The sequence below is a fragment of the Mesorhizobium sp. M7A.F.Ca.CA.002.04.1.1 genome (genome assembly GCF_004022805.1).
In the GTDB taxonomy this organism is placed as follows: Bacteria; Pseudomonadota; Alphaproteobacteria; order Rhizobiales; family Rhizobiaceae; genus Mesorhizobium; species Mesorhizobium ciceri.
Window position 1 is genome coordinate 1 of sequence record NZ_RZPL01000018.1, and the last position, 19,259, is coordinate 19,259.

A 19,259-nucleotide genomic window follows, 5' to 3' on the forward strand; every position below is an offset into this window, starting at 1 on the left:
AGTGAGGATGGTTCTGAGGTCATGGCTGACGCCGGTCAGCATGGCGGTGCGCTGTTCGATCTGGCGTTCGATGCGCTCGCGCATCTGCATGAAGGCAAAGCCGGCGCGGCGAACCTCCTCGGCGCCGCGCGGCCGGAAATCGCGCGGCATCGGCCGGCCCTTGCCAAAGCTTTCGGCGGCTTCGGCAAGCATCAGGATCGGCCGGATCTGGTTGCGCAGGAAGGGAATGGCGATCATCAACAGCACCAGCGAGGTGCCGACCATCCAGATCAGGAAGATGTGGGTGTTAGAGGCATAGGCCTGGCTGCGGCGCACGAAGACGCGCAGCACCTTGCCCTCGAGCTGCACGCGTACCTCGACGATGTTGGAGTTGCCGACCGTGTCGATCCAGAACGGGCGGTTGATCTGGCGGGTGATCTCGGACGAGAGAACATCATCCAAAATCGAGAAAAACGGCTTTGGACCGGGCGCGGGGAGTGGGTCGGGCGGCAAGAGGTCGACCTTCAGCTGCATGCGGTCCTGGGCGATGCGGATTATGTTGGTGTAGTCGGCATCGCGCGGATAGGTCTCGATCAGGTCGATGATGGCGGCGATGTCGCGCACGGTGGCCTGCGACAGGCGCTGCGTCACGGTTGCCCAGTGACGTTCCATGAAGACGAAGGCGACGACCGATTGCAGCAGGATCATCGGCGCGATGACGATGATCAGCGAGCGGGCATAGAGCCGCTTGGGCATATAGAGCGAGACGAGGCGCCAGAAGCGGTTCCAGGCGCGCGGCACCGCCTTCAGCGTCCGCGCAGCGCGTGCGCTCAAGCCGCCATTGCCCGGCTGTTCCAGTTCCGTGGTTGCCATTCGCTCTTTTCGCTTGCCCGCAGCCGTTCAGCCGGCCGCAGGCGGCATTCTATTCCACGCTGAGCCGATACCCAATACCGCGTACGGTCTGGAGCCAGACCGGATTGGACGGATCGCGCTCGATCTTGCGGCGCAGCCGGTTGATCTGGACGTCGATGGTGCGCTCGCCGACTTCCGAATCGTCGCCGACAAGCTCGTGGCGGGGTATCGTCTCGCCCGCCCGCGCGGCGAAGATCGCCAGGATCTCCTGCTCGCGATCGGTCAGCTTCAACGCCTCGCCGCCACGCTTCAATTCGCGCCGGGCGATCTGGAACGTGTAGGGGCCGAAGACCAACTGCTCGACCTTGGGCGTGGTCGCCGGGCCACCGCGGCGCAGGATGTTGTTGATGCGCAGGATCAGCTCGCGCGGATCGAACGGCTTTGGCAGATAGTCGTCGGCGCCAGCCTCCAGCCCTGAGATGCGGCTGTCGGTCTCCGACAGCGCTGTGAGCATCAGGATCGGTACGTTCTTTTCGGCCCGCAGCGACTTGGTCAGGTCGACGCCCGTCTCGCCGGGCATCATGACGTCCAGCACCAGAAGGTCGAAGTCGAGGCCGGCAAGCTTGCGCCTGGCTTCGCCGGCATTGCCGGCAACGGTGACGCGAAAGCCATTTTCGGTCAGATACTGCTTGAGAAGATTGCGGATGCGGGTGTCGTCGTCGACGACAAGCAGATGCGGCGCGTCGTCGTCCGGCGCGGCCGCGTGATCGACCCGTTCAGTGCTCTCCATGGCTTTTCCCTGACATTTTTGCGGACCCAACGTCGATCTGCGCCCTCAGTTCCGGATTGACCATCGCTTCGAGGAACCGTTCCACCAAGGTCCGTTCGGTTACTCCGGAATCCCCCAATGCAGCATGGATGCGGCGCGACTGTGGCCGCGCCAGCGCCAGCGCCAGCGCACGGCCTTTGGCTGTCGGATAAAGTTCGCGCTGGCGGCGGTCGCGCGGACCTTGCAACTGCACGATATGGTCGGTGTCGATCAGTTGCTTGAGCACACGGGCCAGGCTCTGCTTGGTGATCTTCAGCACGTCGAGCAGTTCGGCGACCGTCAGGCCCGGCCTGCGGTTGACGAAATGCAGCACCCGGTGGTGGGCCCGGCCGAAGCCGTAATCGGCCAGGATCTGGTCCGGATCGGAGGTGAAGTCGCGATAGGCAAAGAAGAGCAGCTCGATGATGGCGAAGTCGATGCCGTCCTCGACCGACATTGCGGTCCTGATCGGTTTTCCGGCGGCTGGGCTTCGATCCGTCATTATTTCTCCGTGGGAAAGAGAGATTATGTCAGTACTATTGACGTAATTTCCCTGCAATGGTAATTTTTGACAAGCTTTTGGGCGGATTGCGAACGAAAAGGCAAGGGAAGCCGGTTTTTCCGGAATTTCCTAAGTTTGCCAGAGCGCAATTATCCGCCTACGCTCCACCATAAAAGCCGCTTTGGGCGGCCGACACGAAACACACAACGATACAACTATCCGGGCTGCCGCCCGTGGGAGGTTACCATGGCATCCGTTCCCTTCGATCAACTCGATGGCTTCATCTGGATGAACGGCGAATTCGTCCAATGGGGTGACGCCAAGATCCATGTGCTGACGCACGGGCTGCATTACGCCAGCGCTGTTTTCGAGGGAGAGCGCGCCTATGGCGGCGAGATCTTCAAGCTCAACGAACACACCGAGCGCCTGCATGAATCGGCACGCCTGCTCGGTTTCAAGATCCCCTATTCGGTGGCCGAGCTCAACGACGCCTCTTCCACGCTTCTCAAGAAGCAGGGTTTCCAGGACGCCTATGTCCGGCCGATCGCCTGGCGCGGCAGTGAGCAGATGGGCGTCTCGGCGCAGAACAACCGCATCAACTGCGCCATCGCCATCTGGCAATGGCCAAGCTATTTCGATCCTGCGCAGAAGCTGAAAGGCATCCGTCTCGATGTGGCGGAATGGCGCCGGCCCGACCCGCGCACCGCGCCTTCCAAGTCGAAGGCCGCCGGGCTCTACATGATCTGCACCATGTCCAAGCACGCCGCCGAGGCCAAGGGCTATGCCGATGCCATGATGCTCGACTGGCGTGGCCAGGTCGCCGAAGCGACCGGAGCCAACATCTTCTTCGTCAAGGACGGCAAGATCCACACACCCAAGCCCGACTGCTTCCTCGACGGCATCACCCGCCGCACGGTCATCGGGCTGGCCAAGGATCGCGGCCTTGAGGTGATTGAACGCGCCATCCTGCCGGAAGAGCTGGAAAGCTTCGAGCAGTGCTTCCTGACCGGGACGGCAGCGGAAGTGACGCCGGTTTCGGAGATCGGGCCTTACCGATTCGAGGTCGGCGAAATAGCCAAGAATCTTATGAATGACTATTCTGCGGCCGTTCAGCCCAAGCACGCGATCGCCGCAGAATAACGAAAGTCACAGCTTTTTTAGGAAGTAGGGGCGGTTTTCGGGCCGCCCCTTTTATTTCAGCGTTTCTGCATTTGACTTTCGTCCAATTCGGCGTCTCATGATGGTGTCGGCCCGGGAGGCTGACAGCTATGGAGGGACTAATCATATGGACATGAACACGCTTCTTCCGATCATCATACAGGTGATTACTGGCATCATCGGTGGTCAGGCGGTCGGTGCGGCGCTCAAGACGGCGGCGATGGGTCAGCTTCCCAAAATCCTGGGCGGAGCCATTGGCGGCGTCGGTGGTGCGGCGATCCTCGGCAGCCTGCTGGGTGGCGGTGCGGTCGATCCGGCGGCTGCGGCAGCAGCAACGAGCGGTCTCGGCAGCGCGCTGAACCTGCAGAACATCGTCGGCGGCGCCGGCGGCGGCGCGATCCTGACCGCCATTCTCGGCGCGGTCATGGGCGCCATGAAGAAGTAAGCAGGCCGTTTCGGTCTTTTCAAATGGGCGGCTTCGGCCGCCCATTTCCGTTTTGGGGCTACTGACTGTTCGTCTTTCGAGGGTGGACGCCCTTTGTCCGCGCCTCTACATCACCCGTGAACATCGAAAGGACGATCATGGGTCAGCTCAATGCCGGCATCGTGCCGGTCACACCGTTCCAGCAGAATTGCACCATCCTGTTCGACATGGATGACAAGCATGGCGTCGTCGTCGATCCGGGCGGCGATATCGACAAGGTACTGGCGGTGCTGAAGGACAATGCGATCTCAGCCGGAGCTATCTGGATAACGCATGGCCACATCGACCATGCCGGCGGTGCAATGGAGTTGAAGGAGGCGCTCGGCGTCGAGATCATCGGTCCGCATGAGGCCGACAAGTCGCTGCTCGACAATCTGGAAAACCAGGGCAAGCGCTACGGCATCGCCGGAGCGCGCAACTGCGTGCCCGACCGGTTCCTGGCCGAAGGCGAGACCGTGTCGTTCGGCGGCCATGTGTTCGAGGTGCTGCACTGCCCCGGCCATGCGCCCGGTCACGTCGTCTACTACAACCGCGCAGCCAAGTTCGCCCATGTCGGCGACGTGCTGTTCCGCGGCTCGGTCGGCCGCACCGACCTGCCGGGCGGCGACCACACGGCGCTGATCGCTTCGATCAAGGACAAGCTCCTGCCGCTCGGCGACGACATCGGCTTCATCTGTGGCCACGGTGCCGGCGGACGTTTTGGCGAGGAGAGGCGGACCAATCCTTTTTTGACTTGAACCAGGCTCGGAACCGTAGCTGTTTTTCATCAGCCTCAAGCAGACCGTTGACATTGTAGAGACCACAACAAAAAAGCGCTGGCCTTGCGGTCAGCGCTTTTCTGTTTTGGGGCAGGGAAGCCCTTGGTTAGTTGGCAGTGCAGAAATGCTGTTCGCCGTCATTGCCGGTGAACGTGCCGGTACGGGAATTGAAGCTGCGGTAGCGGTCCGAGCAATATTCGTACCAGTCACGCGTCCACGGTTCGGCATAACGATTGGCGTAGACCACCCGCGGCTCCGCATAATAGCGGCGGACCGGGGCCGGGCGCACCACGACGTCACGATCGTAGTAACCGTCATCGTAGTAGCGGTCAGCGTCGGGCGGCGGGCGGTCATTGGCCAATGCGCCACCGATCAGCGCCCCGGCCGCGAGGCCGAGCACGCCGGCGGCAATGGCATCGCCATTGCCATGATGGCCATGATGACGGCGCCAGTCGCGCGCATTGGCGGCGGGCAAGGCCGTGAGCGTGGTGGCGGCCACGGCAGCGGCCAGGACGGCGGTTTTGAAAATTCGGTTCATGTCGGTCTCCTTCGTTCCGGCCCGTGCAGTTTCGGGGATGCGGTCCGGCTTTACCGAAGACTAATATGCGACCGTGGCTGAACGGGGGCTGAACGGATTTTAACGTGTTTATTCAAAACGGACGTCAAAAATCACAGGCTCTCAAGGGAGCGATCTGCCCGGGAGCGCCGGTTCGAAGCCGGCTCAGCCGACCGACAGGTTGACGGCCTTGGGACCCTTGCCGCGCTTATCCGGCTCGGTATCGAACGACACTTTCTGCCCATCCTCGAGGCCGGGAAGACCGGACGCCTGCACAGCTGAAATATGGACGAAAACATCCTTCGCGCCATCATCGGGCGTGATGAAGCCGAAGCCCTTGGCATGATTGAAGAATTTGACGGTGCCGGTCTGCGGCATGGGAAGCTCCTTTGTCCCATAAACTCCAGTCTCGGGCCGGCAAATGCCCGAGTGGAAATTTGTCCTTTATTTTAGCGTCATCGGCAAGAGAAAGTTTTGCGGGCGTCTAAAGCACGTTGCGGCATGCTTCGGGTCTTTGTTTTTATGCAAGTCGTTGCCCAGAACCCGGCCGCTTGGGCGACATCACTGGCCCGCGCCTTCGATAAGGAAAAGGCGCGACGAAGATCGCCGCGCCTTTCAAAATTCAGATCCCTCTCCAGGCCAGGTGCAGGCATGGAGCCTCCGTCGCACGTCTAAGTGACATGCGGCGCGCCGATGGCTCAGGCTGCGCGGAGGTTGACGGCCTTGGGGCCCTTGCCCATGCGGTCCGGCTCGACGTCGAAGGTGACCTTCTGGCCATCAACGAGCGTGCGCAAGCCGGAAGCTTCGATCGCGGAGATATGGACGAACACATCCTTGGCGCCACCATCGGGCGTGATGAAACCGAAGCCTTTGGTCGCGTTGAAGAATTTAACGGTGCCGGTCTGGGCCATTGGGGAAACTCCTTCACCCGTTCAGTCTTTGGTGGTCCCGCCCGCCGCCTGGCGCAAAGGGCAGTTCCCGGTGGTTGCTTCGGCAGTCATGCATTGGCGCATGGTCAAACCCCCCGCCGAAAACGGGGCCGTCAGAGATTCACAGTATCGGGGAAAGGTCGTCCAAAACGTTCCGCTCTCCGGGTCGCAAATGCCCGAACACGGAATTTATCGCACGGAAACGTGATGGTTGCAAGATACCGCCGCGGGCCGCCGTACTGGCGCGTCCCGACGCATCAATCGACTGACCTGAGCATCGATGGGCTCGGCATAGGCTTGCTTGCCGGCCGGGTCATCGGCCAGAACCGGGCCACGAATGGGCCAGATGTCGAGGTGGCCGAGGAGGTCGACGCCGCCTACAGCCCCAGCGCGTTTCCGACTGAAAGGGCTGCAAACGGGGGTTGCATTTGGCAAGGGAATGGCGAGGATCGGCAACCGGGGACGCGATCGTGGGAGATCATCATGAAATATCTGGCGGCAATCTTTTCGCGGCAGGGTTTTGTCATCCTGTTGCTGTCGGCACTTCTTGCCGCCTGCACCGTCGTCGTCGATGACGGACCAGGGCCGCGTCCGCGTCCGCCCCGGCCGGAACCGCAATATTGCAGCAAGCAGTACGAGCCGGTCTGTGCGCGGCGCGGCGGCGATCGCCAGACCTTCGCCAATGCCTGTCTTGCCGACCGGGCCGGCTACCGCATCGTGCGCGACGGTCCGTGCCGCGACGGTGGCGGCGGTGGCGGCGGCGGCGGTGGTGAAGAGCAGACGTTCTGCACCCGCGAATATGCGCCGGTGTGCGCGCGCCGGCATGGCGAGATGCGCACCTTCCCCAATTCCTGCGAAGCCCGTGCCGCGGACTATCGCGTCGTTGGCGACGGGCCGTGCTGAGAACGCTGCGCCTCGTTGAGGACGACAAGCATCAAGCCGTCGGCTCACCTGGCGACAGTCGGCGATGAACACAGTCGGCGATGAACTCGGACGCGGGCATGGGTCTGGCAAACAGCCGGCCCTGGCCGTAGTCGACGTCGCGTGCCGCGAGGTGGTCGGCCAGCGCCTGCGTTTCCCCGCCTTCGGCAACGATCTTCAGCTTTAGTGTCTTGGCCATGTCGATGATATGCGCGGTGACGGAATTGGTGGCGGAATTCGTGCTGATCGTATCGATGAACGATTTGTCGATTAGGAGCGCATCGAGCGGCAGCCCCTCGAGATAGGACAGGCTGGAGTAGCCGGTGCCGAAGTCGTCGATTGCCACTGCGTGGCCAAGTTCGCGGGCACGAACGAGCGTTGAGCGGGCCGAGTTGATATCGATGAACGCGCGCTCCGTGGCCTCGAGCCAGATTTGCTGGGGCCGGATCGCGGTGTGCTGATTTGATCTTTCCGCACCGACGAAAGGACGAGACAGCAAGCGAAGCCTTGAACCTGCGGCGCCGATGGCCTAGATCGCCACAGGCGGATAAAACACGGTAGGTTTCCCATCAACAGAGATCAAAGACGAGCGGCGGGTGCGGGAGCCAGGTCTGGCGCAGGCGGACAGCCGCCGCTGGGCCTCGACCAGTATGTGCAGCAGGCGTTGCAACTGCATCAGGCCGGGCGCCGGCAAGAGGCTGAGACGATCTACCGGCAGGTGCTGGCGCGTCAGCCCAAGCACGCGGCCGCGGCGCATTTCCTGGGACTGCTGCTTCACCAGACCGGGCGCAGCGAAGAAGGGCTGGATCTCATCGAACGGTCGGTGAGCCTGCAGCCGACGAATCCCGATTTCCTCAACAATTTCGGTACGGTGATGCGCGACCTCGGCCGCCCTGCTGCGGCCATCGATTTCTTCCGCGGCGCAGTGGATCTGCGGCCGGACCAACTCGCGGCGCGCGACAATCTCGGCTCATCGCTGAAACAGGTCGGCCAGTTCGAAGAGGCCGAAGAGATTTATCGCGGCACGGTTGCACGCAACCCATTTCATGTGCGCGCCCGCATCGGGCTTGCCGAAACCCTGCAGGAAGCCGGGCGGCTGGATGAGGCGCTGGCTGCCTTCCGCGAAGCGCTGGCGATCCGACCCAAGGATGCCGACCTGCTGCACGGGCTCGGCGTCGGGTTGATGGAAAAGGGCAAGCTCGACGAGGCGGCCGACCTGTTCCGGCAGGCGTTGGCGATCAACCCCGCCATGGCCACAGCCTGGCTGATGCTGACGCAGGTCAAGCGCCAGAAGGAGCGCGACAGCGAGCTTGGGGGCATGGAAGCCCAGCATGCCAAGGCGCCGCAGGACAGCCTGGCGCGCATGCAACTGTCCTTCGGACTCGGCAAGGCGAATGACGATCTCAGGGATTATGGCCGGGCCTTCGACTATTTCGCCGAGGGCAATGCGATCCGCCGCAAAGGCATCGACTACGACCAGGCCAGGACGCGGGCCGAGTTCGAGGCGATGAAGGCCACCTTCGATGCCGGCTTCTTCGAGAAGCACAGGCCCAGCTCAATCAGCGACGACACGCCGATCTTCATTGTCGGCATGCCGCGTTCGGGCACGACGCTGGTCGAGCAGATCATCGCCAGCCATCCGCAGGTCTATGGCGCAGGCGAGCTCAGCATATTGAAGAAGGCGGTCGGCAGGCAGTTCCCGGCGACCATGCCGGGTGGCTTCCCATGGGGCGTATCGGATACGGGCGATTCGGATTTTGCCGAGGCAGGCCAAGCCTATCTCGACATGCTCCATGCCCGCTATCCGAACATGCGCCACGTCACCGACAAAATGCCGGGCAACTTCCTGCTTGTCGGCTTCATCCACATGATGATGCCGAAGGCCAGGATCATCCACTGCGCGCGCGATGCGGCGGCCACCTGCCTGTCGATCTACAAGGTGCATTTCCGCGGCGACAGCCATCGCTATGGCTACGATCTCGGCGAGCTCGCCGACTTCCACAATCTCTACACCGACATCATGAAGCATTGGCACACGGTGCTGCCAGGCGTCGTGCACGATGTACGCTACGAGGATTTTGTCGCCGACCAGGAAGGCCAGACGCGGGCATTGATCGCCCATCTCGGCCTGCCCTGGGACGACGCGGCACTATCGTTCCACGAGACCGACCGACCGGTGCGCACGGCTTCAGCCGCACAGGTGCGCCAGCCGATGTATCAGGGGTCGGTCGATCTATGGAAGCGCTATGGTGACCGGCTGAAGCCGCTTCTGGACAGGCTGGATTAGCGCAACGCTCTCTAGCTGATCGTGGCCTTAGAGATTGGCCTAAGCACCCGCGTCGTCATCCTAAGGCCTTCGCGACGGAGCTTCGCTCCTGCTTCGTCCTAGGATGACGAAGCTGAGGGGCTTCTGCCAATCTGCTACCGGCTGCTCAAAGCTCTATGAATGGCTTGAAGCCACCGAAGATCATGCGCTTCCCGTCGAACGGCATGTCCGCCCAATCGGCCTTCAGGCGCGGATCTGCCATCACTTTGGCCATGACGGCATCGCGGCTCTCCCGCGACTCATAGACGGCCCAGGCGAAGACGACGATCTCGTCGTCCTTGGCCTGCACGGCGCGCGGGAACGAAGTGACCTCGCCATAGGGCACGTCGTCGCCGATGCATTCGACATAGGCGAGCGCGCCGTGTTCCATCCATATAGGGCCTGCGAGGTTGGCCAGCCTCTTGTAGTTATCGAGATTTGCCTTGGGCACGGCAAGCACGAAGCCATCGACATAGGACATTGTGGGTCTCCTCCTGGAAGTTCACAATCCCTCACCGACGCCAGCCGGTGAGGGACTTCGCCATTGGCGATAAATCAGGCTTTCTTGACCGGCGCATTCATCGCCCATTCGACGCCGAACGGGTCGCGCATATTGCCCCACTGGTCACCCCAGAACATGATCTGGAGCGGCACGGCGACTTCGCAGCCGGCATCGACGGCGCGCTTCCACCAGGCTTCGATGTCGTCGCTGCCGAGGTGAAGCTGCATGGTGTAACCTTGCGGCTTGACGGCAGGCATGCCGTTTTCGGGATAGAAGTCGGAGAGCATCAGCGTCGAGCCGTTGATGTGGAGGTGGATGTGCATGGTGCGGCCTTTTTCGTCCGCCGGATAGGCAAAGACCTGCTCGGCACCAAAGGCCTTCTTGTAGAATTCGGCAGCCTTGAAGGCGCCATCCAGCTGCAGATAGGGGGTCAATCCGCCGAGCACTTTGGCCGCGGGCTGAACGGGGGTCTGATCGGTCATCTGTTGTTCCTCTTTGCGTTTGGCCTTGCGAGCCAAAGGACGGATGAGGTGCCGGCGTTCCTACATGGCCGGCAGATTTTTTTGGCCGACCGGCCCTGGACAGTCCACGCAGCCGCAGTTGGACGAGAGGCGTGAAACGAACTTGCGTCGACCGCGCCCAATCAGAGCGCAATTCTCTCGGCTCGCAGGCTAGAACAGATGGATCAGGCGAACGCCTCTTCAAATCCTGGGACGACAATGATCCTCTACTATCAGACCCACTCACCCTTCGCGCGCAAGGCGCTCGTCTTCGCCCACGAGGTTGGCATTGCCGATCGGCTGGAGGTCATTCATCACGAGACCAGTCCGACCTTGCGCAATGCCCGCGTCTACGCCGAAAACCCGCTCGGCAAAGTGCCGGTGCTGTTGCGGCCCGACGCGTCGCCGATCTTCGATTCCGATGTCATCTGCGCCTATCTCGACACGCTGCATGACGGTCGCAAGCTGCTGCCGCAGGACGGCGAGGCGCGCTGGCAGGCATTGCGGTTGCAGGCGGTCGCCCAGGGCCTGGCGCAGACGGGTATAGCCTTGCGCTGGGAGACGGAAAGGAGACCCGAAAAGTTGCGCTATGGTGCTCTCGCCGACGGATACCGGGAAAAGATCGAGGCGAGCTACGACTGGATCGAGAGCACGCTGGACGACGAGGCGCCGCTCCATATCGGCCACATTGCCTTGGCCACCGCGCTGTCCTGGATGGCGTTCCGTCACCTTCCGCCTTTTCGCTCACGGGCACTGCTGACGCGCTGGTTCGAGGCTTTCGAAAAACGCGTATCGATGAAGGCGACGCCGCTTTCGGGCGATACGCATGACTGACTGGCGCCCCGCGAGGTCAGGGGCGGCGGCCGTTTTGCGCATCGAAGACGTCCGGAAACCCGATATCCTTGCGCAGCGAGGCAGGCAGTGAACGCAGGACGCGTTCGCTGCGGTGACGAGCGCGCGCTGCCGCATACCGGGTTGCGATGCGACCGATGGACGAAAGAACCGACATGATAATTCTCCTGGGTTGGGCCGGCATCATCGTGTCGGCATCCCAAGGACGCGGCGGGCTGAGGCTATCCGACAGATCGTCGAGATTTTTTTATCGCTAGCTCCGTAGCCTGCTTGAAGCGGGTTGTTGCTAACGCGATTACTTCAGGCCGCGGTTTGTAGACGTTCGATTGTTTCAAGATCGGCCTTCTTCGCCTCTCCCTCTACGGCGAGGTCGTAGCTCGCCTGCATATTCATCCAGAACTGCGGCGTGGTTCCGAAGAACTTCGCAAGGCGCAAAGCGGTGTCGGGCGTTACCGGTGTCGTCTCGCTGGCCAGGCGCTCGATGCGTGTGCGGGGCACATGCAGCTTTTTGGCCAGCGTGTAAGGCTTCAGATTGAGCGGCACGAGATATTCCTCACGGAGAATTTCTCCGGGATGGATAGGTGGGTTGATGTTCAGCATTTTGAACCCTCTTCAATGATAGTCGGTGATTTCAACATCCTCCGCTTGCCCTTCCACCCACCTAAAGCAGAGGCGGAATTGATCGTTGATGCGGATCGAATGCTGGCCCGCACGGTTACCTTTCAGCGGCTCAAGCCTGTTGCCGGGAGGCGTCTTCAGATTCGACAGTTCGGCGGCGTTGTCGATCATGAACAGCTTCCGCTGGGCTGAGCGGACAAAGGTCCGATGGGAAGCCCTTCGGAGCCTTGCCGTTCGAAACGGCTTCGCTGGTCTTGTCTTTGGAGGAGCTTATCACCTTGCCGACCCGAGTGGCGTACCATGGCATGATACGCTTCGGAAGTCAAGAAGACGTCTCGTAACATGATACGAAACTCCGGCCTGCGCTCGACAGGCCGGAACTTCATCGGCAGTTTTGTTCACCGATTAGCCAGCGCCCTCCGCCACCGAGCGGAAGAAATCCTCTGGGTCTTCGACTTCGGTCAGCCGCCGTTTCTCGATCAGCCAGAAGCGGTTGCCGATGGCGCGGATGAAGGAGCGGTCGTGCGAGGCGAGCACACAGCTTGCCTGATGTGCCAGCAGTTCCGCTTCCAGGGCTTCCTGGCCGTCGATGTCGAGATGGTTGGTCGGCTCGTCCAGCAGATAGAAGTTGGGATTGGCGAGCCTCAGCGCCAGCATCATCAGCCGCGCCTTCTGGCCGCCGGACAGCGCACCGATCTTTTTCTCCTGCATCTCGATGACCACGCCGGCGCCTGCCAGCAGCGAGCGGGCACGCTGCTCGCCGACATCGTAGCGGCGCGAGACCAGCATCAGCGGCGTGTCGTCGCCGCTGATGCCCGACAGCGCCTGGTCGCTGTAGCCTAGCACCGTCGACGGCGTCACCTTCACATTCGGCACCGTGTCCGGTTCGACAATGGCATTGCGGATCAGGGTGACGAAGCGCGACTTGCCGACGCCGTTGCGGCCGAGCAGCACGATGCGGTCGCCCTGGCAGATATGGCGCTTGCCGGTTCGAAACAGCGGGGTGCCGTCGGGTGTTTCCACAGCCGCGTCGTCGAGCGTGATCAGCACCTTGGCGTGGGTGCCGCGATTGGCCAGTTTTATGGCACCCGCCGACTTTTCGCGGTGCGCCGGTGCGGCCGCTTCTTCCAGTTTTTCGGCCCGCAGGTTGAGCTGCTTGGTCTTCACCGTCAAAAGGTCGCTGCCCGAATTGATGCCGATGTTGTTGAGCTTGGCCGCCTGCCGGCGCAATTGCTGCGCCACCTTCATGTCGCGCTGGAACTTGCGCTCGGTCGAAGCATCGACCTCGTCGAGCGCCTGCCTGGCGCGGGAGTAGGGCAGGGCAAACACCGGCGACTGTTCCGGGCGCAGGAATAGGGTCCGGTTGGTGGTGGCGTCGAGGAAGGCGCGGTCGTGGCTGGCGATGACGACGGGCACCTCGCGCGGCAGCGTGTTCAGCCAGGTTTCGAGCTGGCTGATGCGGACAAGGTCGAGATGGTTGGTCGGCTCGTCGAGCAACAGCACGTCCGGATCGGTGACCCAGACGCGTGCGATTAGCGCAAGCCTCTGCCAGCCGCCACTCAGCGCCTGCATTGGCCGCTCGCGCATCGGCTCGGGCACGTCGAGTGAATCCAGAACCACGTCGACACGCCACATCTCGCTTTCGGCCTGCTCGGACGGCAAGGCATCCGCCACCACCTGCCGGAACGTACGGGTGCGAAGGACCGGGGCAACCGACTGTTCGACATGACCGACGCGCAGGCCGCGCGTGCGGGTGATGTCACCGGAGGTCGGCTCCATCCCGCCGGTCAGGCATTTCAGCAAAGTCGACTTGCCGCGGCCATTGGCGGCGACAATGCCGAGCCGGTCGCCGGTGCCGATGGTGAGGTCGAGATTGGCAAACAGCGGCGCACTCATGGTGACGCCGAGGGATTTGAGGCTGATCAGGGCCATTTGATTTCTCTGGTCTTGCCGGAGACTACTCCGGTCCACTTTGACGGTGCGCTTTCCGGCCATCAGGCTCGGCATTACGCACCACGAAGGGCAGACCAAAAAATCGAAGCGGGAAAAACCCGGACCGTCCCTGGTCAGCCCTGCAAGCAAGCTCGCAGGGCAGAAATCGGGCCACGCTGACGATGGTGACGATGAAACGTAAACACGTGAGCCCTCCTTTCGAGACAAGACGTTGAGTATGCGGAGCGATTACACCAAAGGCGGGGCTGGTGGCAAGTGGGTCGGCGGAATGCGGCGGCGGCGGAGCGCTTCCCTTCCCCTTCTGGGAGAAGGGGAAGGCGCTACTTTCCCGGCCTACCCGTCTTACCCGGCCGGCGCTTTTCCCGACGGGCGTCGGCGGGGTCTTCGTAGGAGCCAATGCCTGTTCGCTGGCGAACAACTGGCTTGGCGGATTCGTCCCCCACGAGGGGGGAGATTGGCTGCGGCTTGGCCGGCACTTTTCCTTCGATCGGTTTTTCCGTCCGCCGCACCGTCATCTCGTCCAGCGAGTTCTTCTTGAACAGCGGCTTTGTGGCGTCCCCGGGAATGCCGAAATCGGAACCATGTGCCTCGGATGCCGACTGTTTCTTGAACAGCGAGCGCGACACCGCGCCGGCCGGCGTCGGCATGTCGGTACCTGGACCCATGTCGTCGATCGAGGGTTTCGAAAACAGCGGCTTTTTCACCGGCACAGTGCCATCGGCGCCCATCTCGTCGAGATCAGGCTTGCGGAAGAGGTTGGGCCGGGCAGCCTTGGCTGCCTCTTCGGCGGCACGCGCTGCGTCGAGCTTGCGAAAACGCTCCTGTTCCTCTGCTGTACGATGTTTGGCCACGCCCTTGTTGTGCTTGCCCTTTTCGCGGCCGGAGGCCGGGCTTTCCATGTCGGCGTATTTGGCCAGCGGGTCTTCGGAGATGGACAGTTCCATCTCACGCAGGCGCTTGATTTCGTCGCGGATGCGGGCCGCCTTCTCGAAGTCGAGATTGGCCGCGGCATCGCGCATCTGCTTTTCCATCGCGTCGAGATGGGCCTTGAGGTTGTTGCCCATCATGGCGCCGGCACCGTCGGTGAACTGCGAGATATCGGCGCGGACGTGGTCCTTCTCGTAGACCGAATCGAGAATGTCGGAGATGCGCGACTTGACCGATTCCGGTGTGATGCCGTTGGCCGCGTTCCACTCCATCTGCTTTTCGCGGCGACGGTTGGTTTCGGCCATCGCCCGTTCCATCGAGCCGGTCACCTGGTCGGCATAGAGGATGACCTTGCCGTCGACGTTTCTGGCGGCGCGCCCGATGGTCTGGATCAGCGAGGTTTCCGATCGCAGGAAACCTTCCTTGTCGGCGTCGAGAATGGCGACGAAGCCGCATTCGGGAATGTCGAGGCCTTCGCGCAGAAGATTGATCCCGACCAGCACGTCGAAGGCGCCGAGGCGCAGATCGCGCAGGATCTCGATGCGCTCCAGCGTATCGATGTCGGAGTGCATGTAGCGGACGCGGATGCCCTGCTCATGCAGATACTCGGTCAAATCCTCGGCCATGCGCTTGGTCAGCACGGTGACCAAGGTGCGGTAGCCGGCCTTGGTGGTATCGCGAATCTCGCCGACGACATCGTCGACCTGGCTCTTGGCCGGGCGGACCTCGACCGGCGGATCGATCAGGCCGGTCGGACGGATGACCTGCTCGGCGAAGACGCCGCCGGCCTGTTCCATCTCCCAGGCGCCAGGGGTCGCCGAGACCGCGACCGAAAGCGGACGCATGGCATCCCACTCCTCGAAGCGCAGCGGCCGGTTGTCCATGCAGGACGGCAGACGGAAGCCGTATTCGGCCAGCGTCGCCTTGCGGCGAAAGTCGCCGCGATACATGCCGCCGATCTGCGGCACGGTGACATGGCTTTCGTCGATGAAGACCAGTGCGTTGTCGGGGATGTACTCAAACAGCGTCGGCGGCGGATCGCCCGGCTGGCGGCCGGTGAGATAGCGCGAATAGTTCTCGATGCCGGCGCACGAGCCGGTGGCTTCCAGCATTTCGAGGTCGAAGCGGCAGCGCTGTTCCAGCCGCTGTGCCTCAAGCAGGCGGCCGGCGCGTTCGAGTTCGACCAGCCGGTGCTTGAGCTCTTCCTTGATCGACTTGATCGCCTGGTTCAGCGTCGGGCGCGGCGTCACATAGTGCGAATTGGCGTAGATCTTGACGCTTTTCAGCTCGCCGGTCTTCTGGCCGGTCAGCGGGTCGAATTCGGTGATCTGCTCGATCTCGTCGCCGAACATCGAGATGCGCCAGGCGCGGTCTTCCAGGTGGGCCGGGAAGATTTCGATGGTGTCGCCGCGCACGCGGAACGAGCCGCGGACAAAGTTGATGTCCTGCCGCTTGTACTGCTGGGCGACGAGATCGGCGAGCAGCGCGCGCTGGTCGAGCCGGTCGCCGATCTGCATCTGGAAGGTCATCGCCGTATAGGTTTCGACCGAGCCGATACCGTAGATGCAGGACACCGAGGCGACGATGATGACGTCGTCGCGCTCAAGCAGCGAACGCGTCGCCGAGTGGCGCATGCGGTCGATCTGCTCGTTGATCGAGGATTCCTTCTCGATGAAAGTGTCGGTGCGCGGGACGTAGGCTTCCGGCTGGTAATAATCGTAGTAGGAGACGAAATACTCAACGGCGTTTTCCGGGAAGAATTTCTTGAACTCGGAATAGAGCTGCGCGGCAAGCGTCTTGTTCGGCGCCAGGATCAAGGCAGGGCGCTGCGTCTCCTCGATCACCTTGGCCATGGTGAAGGTTTTTCCTGAGCCGGTGACGCCGAGCAGCACCTGGGTGCGGTCGTGGTTATCGACGCCTTCGACCAGATCCTTGATCGCGGTCGGCTGGTCGCCGGCCGGCTCGAACTCCGACACCATCTTGATGGCGATGCCGCCTTCGGATTTTTCGGGGCGGGCAGGGCGGTGCGGCGTCCACAGCACGCCGTCCTTGTGCAGCGGATTGCCGGATTCGATCAGCGCCGACAGTGCCGCCACCGTCGCGGTGACGCTGCCCGAGGCCATGGTCTCGGCGTCCTCCAGCGAGATGTCGAGGCCGGCGACCGGATTGAGGCCGGCTGCCGTGCGCTCCCTGGCTGACGCCGCGCCACCCATCGAGGTGCCGCGCGAACTGCGCCCCGGCGAGCTTGAGCGCTCGGGTATCTTCTTCGACGGCTTCGGCGATTTGCCGCCGTCACCCTTGGCGACAAGACGTCCTTCGTTTTCGGCTTCCTGCTCGATCTGCTCGGCCCAATCCGCGATCGAACCGGTCAGCGGCGTGCCAGAGAGCTCCGGCTGCGGCATCTCGGCGAAGCCGCCTTTGTGCAGCGGCTCGGAGGCGTCGAGGAAATCGGTCAGCGGGCTGCGCCGCTTCGGCGCGGCGCGGTCGTCATTCGCCGTCGGCGGCGTTTTCTGATCGGGAGATTTGGCCATGTCCCGAATATGGGATTTCCTGGCCAAAATGGAAAGAGCGCGGTGGGGAGAGGCGTGCCGGACAGCGCTGCTCCTGACAGCAGGCTGTCAGGAGCAGCGGGAAGGCGCCCGAAAGCTCTTGTCGTTACACGCCCCTGGCGGCTGATGCGACCTGCGTCGCCGACCCGTTCAGGCGCGGCACCACGACGAGGCGTTTGATTTTGCCCTTCTTGAAAGCGGCGAGGAAGCGCGCATAGTCCTTGAAGGCGACGCAGCCGCTCGACTGGGCGTAGCGGCCCCGGAGCAGGTAGGTATGGGCCAGCAGGCCGTTGCGATTGTATTTGTTGCGGCCATCGACCGGTGTCAGGCGCAAGGCCTCCACTCCGTGGAAGCGCGACTCGCGCATCGACAGATTGTAGGTGTTGGGCGGCGTCGGTCCGCGATTCTTCTGGTCGGCATAACGCGGCTGGTCCGCCATGGCGCCGATGCCTGAATGCGCCTCGAGCCTCGAGCCGTCAGGCATGTAGACGGTCGCGCTGCTGATGTCGTACACGGCGACGCCATTGCCGGCTCCGCTCCTGGCGGCTGGCGAGTTGAAGAGGTTCCTGAACGCCTTGCCAAGGCCGCCCGACGGGGTGTCGGGCTTGGCATAGGCCAGCACATCGCCGCCATCGGCCGGCCGGCCTTGCCGCGTCGGTTTTGCCGGCTGGGCCTGCTGGACCGTCTCGCGTGCCGGCTTCGGCTGCTGAACGGATTTCGGCTGCTGGACGGACTTAGGCTCCTGCTGGACCACTTTGGGCTGCGGCGCGTCGAATTGCGGACGCCGGGTCGGCAACGGCACGTCGTCGGTCAGAGCGTCCGGCAGCGCGGCGGCATCGCCGGGTTGATCCTGCTGGGTTTCGACGGGTGAAACCACGACATCGGCTGACGATTCCTCGATCGGCAGCGGTGAGGCGAACGCCTCGTCGTCGGCCGGCAGGGACTGCACCAGAGCAAGCGCCAACTGCGAATTGTCTGGCGTACCGGATTGGGCAAAACCCATCGGCGGCGGTGCGGTCTGCACGACCACCGAGTCGGTATCCAGCCGGGCGAAACGTTCGGCCGCCGGAACTGGCATGTTATCGGACAGGCTGGCTGTGACCTGGACGGAGGGCACCAACGACGCCTCGGCAATTCGCGGTGCGACGGTGGAGATCACCGGGCGGGTGTTGGCACTGGCGGCAGGCTTTCCGGCGTCGGCAAAGGCAGCGGCCAGCTTCATCGGCGAAAGCGACGCTTCCATGCGTTCGAAGCGCTCCTGCGCCTTCGACTTCACGGCGGCGGGCATCGGCTTTGCCTGCGCTACAAGGCGTTCGGATTTTTCCGCCCGCGCGCTTACCCTGGCCAGCTTGAAACAGCTGGCGCCGCACTGCACCGAATGATCATGCAGGGCCTGAGTGCCGCCATTGGCGTTGGCCAGCACGAAGGGTGCTTTCAAAAAGTGCTGTTTCAGCGGATCGGCAAGTGCGAGCGATCCCGGTGTCGACAGTGTCTGGGGCAGGCCAACCGAAGTTGCCGATAGAGAGGCGCCGACGGAACTGAGGCCAGCCATGGTGCCGATCAACCAAAGGCCGATGGCGGTGCTGACGCAAGGCAGCGCGACCCAGCGGGCCACCCGGCCAGCGTTGAAGGAAGGGGAACGTGGAGCATCGACGAACTCGCCGCCCTCACGCTGTCCCCGGTTTTTTTTGTGTGTACTCAACAACGCCATGCAACCAATCTCGCTTCAATCGGTTTCCCCGTACGTGGCCTTGAGAGCCGCGACGACCATTCTGTGAGTGATCCCAGGTGGTCCCCGACGCGTTTGCCGCGTCTGTAGTTGGTTGCCGATTGCTTCAAAATATGGACAAAGTTGGTTAATCAATTCCTCTCAAAACCAACGACGAGATGTGGATTTTGGCCAAATCAGCCTTCGTCCACGGCCAGGAAAGTGGTGTTGTCGCCCTTCCGACCTGGTTTTGCTGCCTGTTTTTGGCGGCCGAGTCAAGCAAAACAGCCACTGCTAATTTTTACGCAGCGCCTCCGCGCGGTGTATGCAGCGAACCGACTGCCGGCAGACCTGCCTACAAAAGGCGCGCGTGTTTCCGGTAAAACTGTTGCCTGCCA

At 62.5% G+C, this 19,259-nt stretch carries 18 protein-coding genes and 3 pseudogenes; 6 read left to right on the forward strand and 15 right to left on the reverse strand.

Annotation, left to right across the window (positions count from 1 at the left end):
* From ENZ75_RS01990 to ENZ75_RS02000, 3 genes and pseudogenes are all read right to left on the reverse strand, one after another.
* Positions 1 to 780 (reverse strand): annotated as a pseudogene (locus ENZ75_RS01990) (two-component sensor histidine kinase); the annotation flags it as partial.
* Positions 781 to 901: 121 nt separating this feature from the next.
* Complete coding sequence (locus ENZ75_RS01995) at positions 902 to 1,621, reverse strand: response regulator transcription factor (RefSeq protein ID WP_013530014.1); 720 nt, start codon at positions 1,619 to 1,621, stop codon at positions 902 to 904.
* Entirely contained in the window at positions 1,608 to 2,141 is a 534-nt protein-coding gene (locus ENZ75_RS02000) for a MarR family transcriptional regulator (RefSeq protein ID WP_024505623.1), read from the reverse strand. The genes ENZ75_RS01995 and ENZ75_RS02000 overlap by 14 nt, the downstream gene beginning before the upstream one ends.
* Positions 2,142 to 2,387: 246 nt before the next feature.
* Between ENZ75_RS02000 and ENZ75_RS02005 the strand changes: the two genes are divergently transcribed.
* From ENZ75_RS02005 to ENZ75_RS02015, 3 genes are all read left to right on the forward strand, one after another.
* Positions 2,388 to 3,281 carry a branched-chain amino acid aminotransferase gene (locus ENZ75_RS02005; RefSeq protein WP_013530016.1) on the forward strand — a complete coding sequence of 298 codons (894 nt, stop codon included), beginning with the start codon at positions 2,388 to 2,390 and terminating at the stop codon, positions 3,279 to 3,281.
* 145 nt (positions 3,282 to 3,426) lie between these two features.
* Positions 3,427 to 3,744, forward strand: a complete 318-nt coding sequence (locus ENZ75_RS02010; protein WP_013530017.1) for a hypothetical protein — start codon at positions 3,427 to 3,429, stop codon at positions 3,742 to 3,744.
* Between the two features lie 137 nt (positions 3,745 to 3,881).
* The gene (locus ENZ75_RS02015; protein WP_063168837.1) at positions 3,882 to 4,520 is read left to right on the forward strand and encodes an MBL fold metallo-hydrolase; all 639 of its coding nucleotides are present in this window, start codon (positions 3,882 to 3,884) and stop codon (positions 4,518 to 4,520) included.
* Positions 4,521 to 4,647: 127 nt separating this feature from the next.
* On the opposite strand, the gene ENZ75_RS02020 is transcribed toward ENZ75_RS02015, so the two are convergent.
* From ENZ75_RS02020 to ENZ75_RS02030, 3 genes are all read right to left on the reverse strand, one after another.
* A complete protein-coding gene (locus ENZ75_RS02020) occupies positions 4,648 to 5,079 on the reverse strand; it encodes a BA14K family protein (protein ID WP_013530019.1) in 432 nt (143 codons plus the stop codon).
* Positions 5,080 to 5,262: 183 nt separating this feature from the next.
* Complete coding sequence (locus ENZ75_RS02025) at positions 5,263 to 5,475, reverse strand: cold-shock protein (RefSeq protein ID WP_013530020.1); 213 nt, start codon at positions 5,473 to 5,475, stop codon at positions 5,263 to 5,265.
* A gap of 320 nt (positions 5,476 to 5,795) precedes the next feature.
* Complete coding sequence (locus ENZ75_RS02030) at positions 5,796 to 6,008, reverse strand: cold-shock protein (protein ID WP_006202520.1); 213 nt, start codon at positions 6,006 to 6,008, stop codon at positions 5,796 to 5,798.
* A 501-nt stretch (positions 6,009 to 6,509) separates the two neighbouring features.
* On the opposite strand from ENZ75_RS02030, the gene ENZ75_RS02035 reads away from it, so the two are divergent.
* The gene (locus ENZ75_RS02035; protein WP_013530021.1) at positions 6,510 to 6,929 is read left to right on the forward strand and encodes a Kazal-type serine protease inhibitor domain-containing protein; all 420 of its coding nucleotides are present in this window, start codon (positions 6,510 to 6,512) and stop codon (positions 6,927 to 6,929) included.
* Between the two features lie 31 nt (positions 6,930 to 6,960).
* Here ENZ75_RS02035 and ENZ75_RS02040 read toward each other — a convergent pair.
* Positions 6,961 to 7,416: pseudogene (locus tag ENZ75_RS02040) on the reverse strand (EAL domain-containing protein); the annotation flags it as partial.
* 195 nt (positions 7,417 to 7,611) lie between these two features.
* Between ENZ75_RS02040 and ENZ75_RS02045 the strand changes: the two are divergent.
* Positions 7,612 to 9,234 (forward strand): sulfotransferase, encoded by a 1,623-nt coding sequence (locus ENZ75_RS02045; protein ID WP_244514230.1) that lies wholly within the window; start codon positions 7,612 to 7,614, stop codon positions 9,232 to 9,234.
* Between the two features lie 145 nt (positions 9,235 to 9,379).
* Here the strand turns inward: ENZ75_RS02045 and ENZ75_RS02050 are convergent, their stop codons facing one another.
* Together ENZ75_RS02050 and ENZ75_RS02055 are read right to left on the reverse strand one after the other, a co-directional pair.
* The gene (locus tag ENZ75_RS02050) at positions 9,380 to 9,733 is read right to left on the reverse strand and encodes a DUF1428 family protein (protein ID WP_063168835.1); all 354 of its coding nucleotides are present in this window, start codon (positions 9,731 to 9,733) and stop codon (positions 9,380 to 9,382) included.
* Positions 9,734 to 9,807: 74 nt separating this feature from the next.
* The gene (locus tag ENZ75_RS02055) at positions 9,808 to 10,236 is read right to left on the reverse strand and encodes a glyoxalase/bleomycin resistance/extradiol dioxygenase family protein (protein WP_013530024.1); all 429 of its coding nucleotides are present in this window, start codon (positions 10,234 to 10,236) and stop codon (positions 9,808 to 9,810) included.
* A 237-nt stretch (positions 10,237 to 10,473) separates the two neighbouring features.
* On the opposite strand from ENZ75_RS02055, the gene ENZ75_RS02060 reads away from it, so the two are divergent.
* Positions 10,474 to 11,088 carry a glutathione S-transferase gene (locus tag ENZ75_RS02060; RefSeq protein ID WP_063168834.1) on the forward strand — a complete coding sequence of 205 codons (615 nt, stop codon included), beginning with the start codon at positions 10,474 to 10,476 and terminating at the stop codon, positions 11,086 to 11,088.
* A 16-nt stretch (positions 11,089 to 11,104) separates the two neighbouring features.
* On the opposite strand, the gene ENZ75_RS02065 is transcribed toward ENZ75_RS02060, so the two are convergent.
* From ENZ75_RS02065 to ENZ75_RS02090, 6 genes and pseudogenes are all read right to left on the reverse strand, one after another.
* A complete protein-coding gene (locus ENZ75_RS02065) occupies positions 11,105 to 11,263 on the reverse strand; it encodes a hypothetical protein (RefSeq protein WP_013530026.1) in 159 nt (52 codons plus the stop codon).
* A gap of 143 nt (positions 11,264 to 11,406) precedes the next feature.
* Positions 11,407 to 11,706 (reverse strand): HigA family addiction module antitoxin, encoded by a 300-nt coding sequence (locus tag ENZ75_RS02070; protein WP_027039367.1) that lies wholly within the window; start codon positions 11,704 to 11,706, stop codon positions 11,407 to 11,409.
* A gap of 12 nt (positions 11,707 to 11,718) precedes the next feature.
* A pseudogene (locus ENZ75_RS02075) lies at positions 11,719 to 12,001 on the reverse strand (type II toxin-antitoxin system RelE/ParE family toxin).
* A 128-nt stretch (positions 12,002 to 12,129) separates the two neighbouring features.
* Entirely contained in the window at positions 12,130 to 13,656 is a 1,527-nt protein-coding gene (locus ENZ75_RS02080; protein WP_063168833.1) for an ABC-F family ATP-binding cassette domain-containing protein, read from the reverse strand.
* A gap of 341 nt (positions 13,657 to 13,997) precedes the next feature.
* Positions 13,998 to 17,135 carry an excinuclease ABC subunit UvrB gene (uvrB, locus tag ENZ75_RS02085; RefSeq protein ID WP_063168832.1) on the reverse strand — a complete coding sequence of 1,046 codons (3,138 nt, stop codon included), beginning with the start codon at positions 17,133 to 17,135 and terminating at the stop codon, positions 13,998 to 14,000.
* A gap of 124 nt (positions 17,136 to 17,259) precedes the next feature.
* Positions 17,260 to 18,768, reverse strand: coding sequence for a DUF2778 domain-containing protein (locus tag ENZ75_RS02090; RefSeq protein ID WP_245469130.1), 1,509 nt, complete (start codon positions 18,766 to 18,768; stop codon positions 17,260 to 17,262).
* Positions 18,769 to 19,259 lie beyond the last annotated feature (491 nt).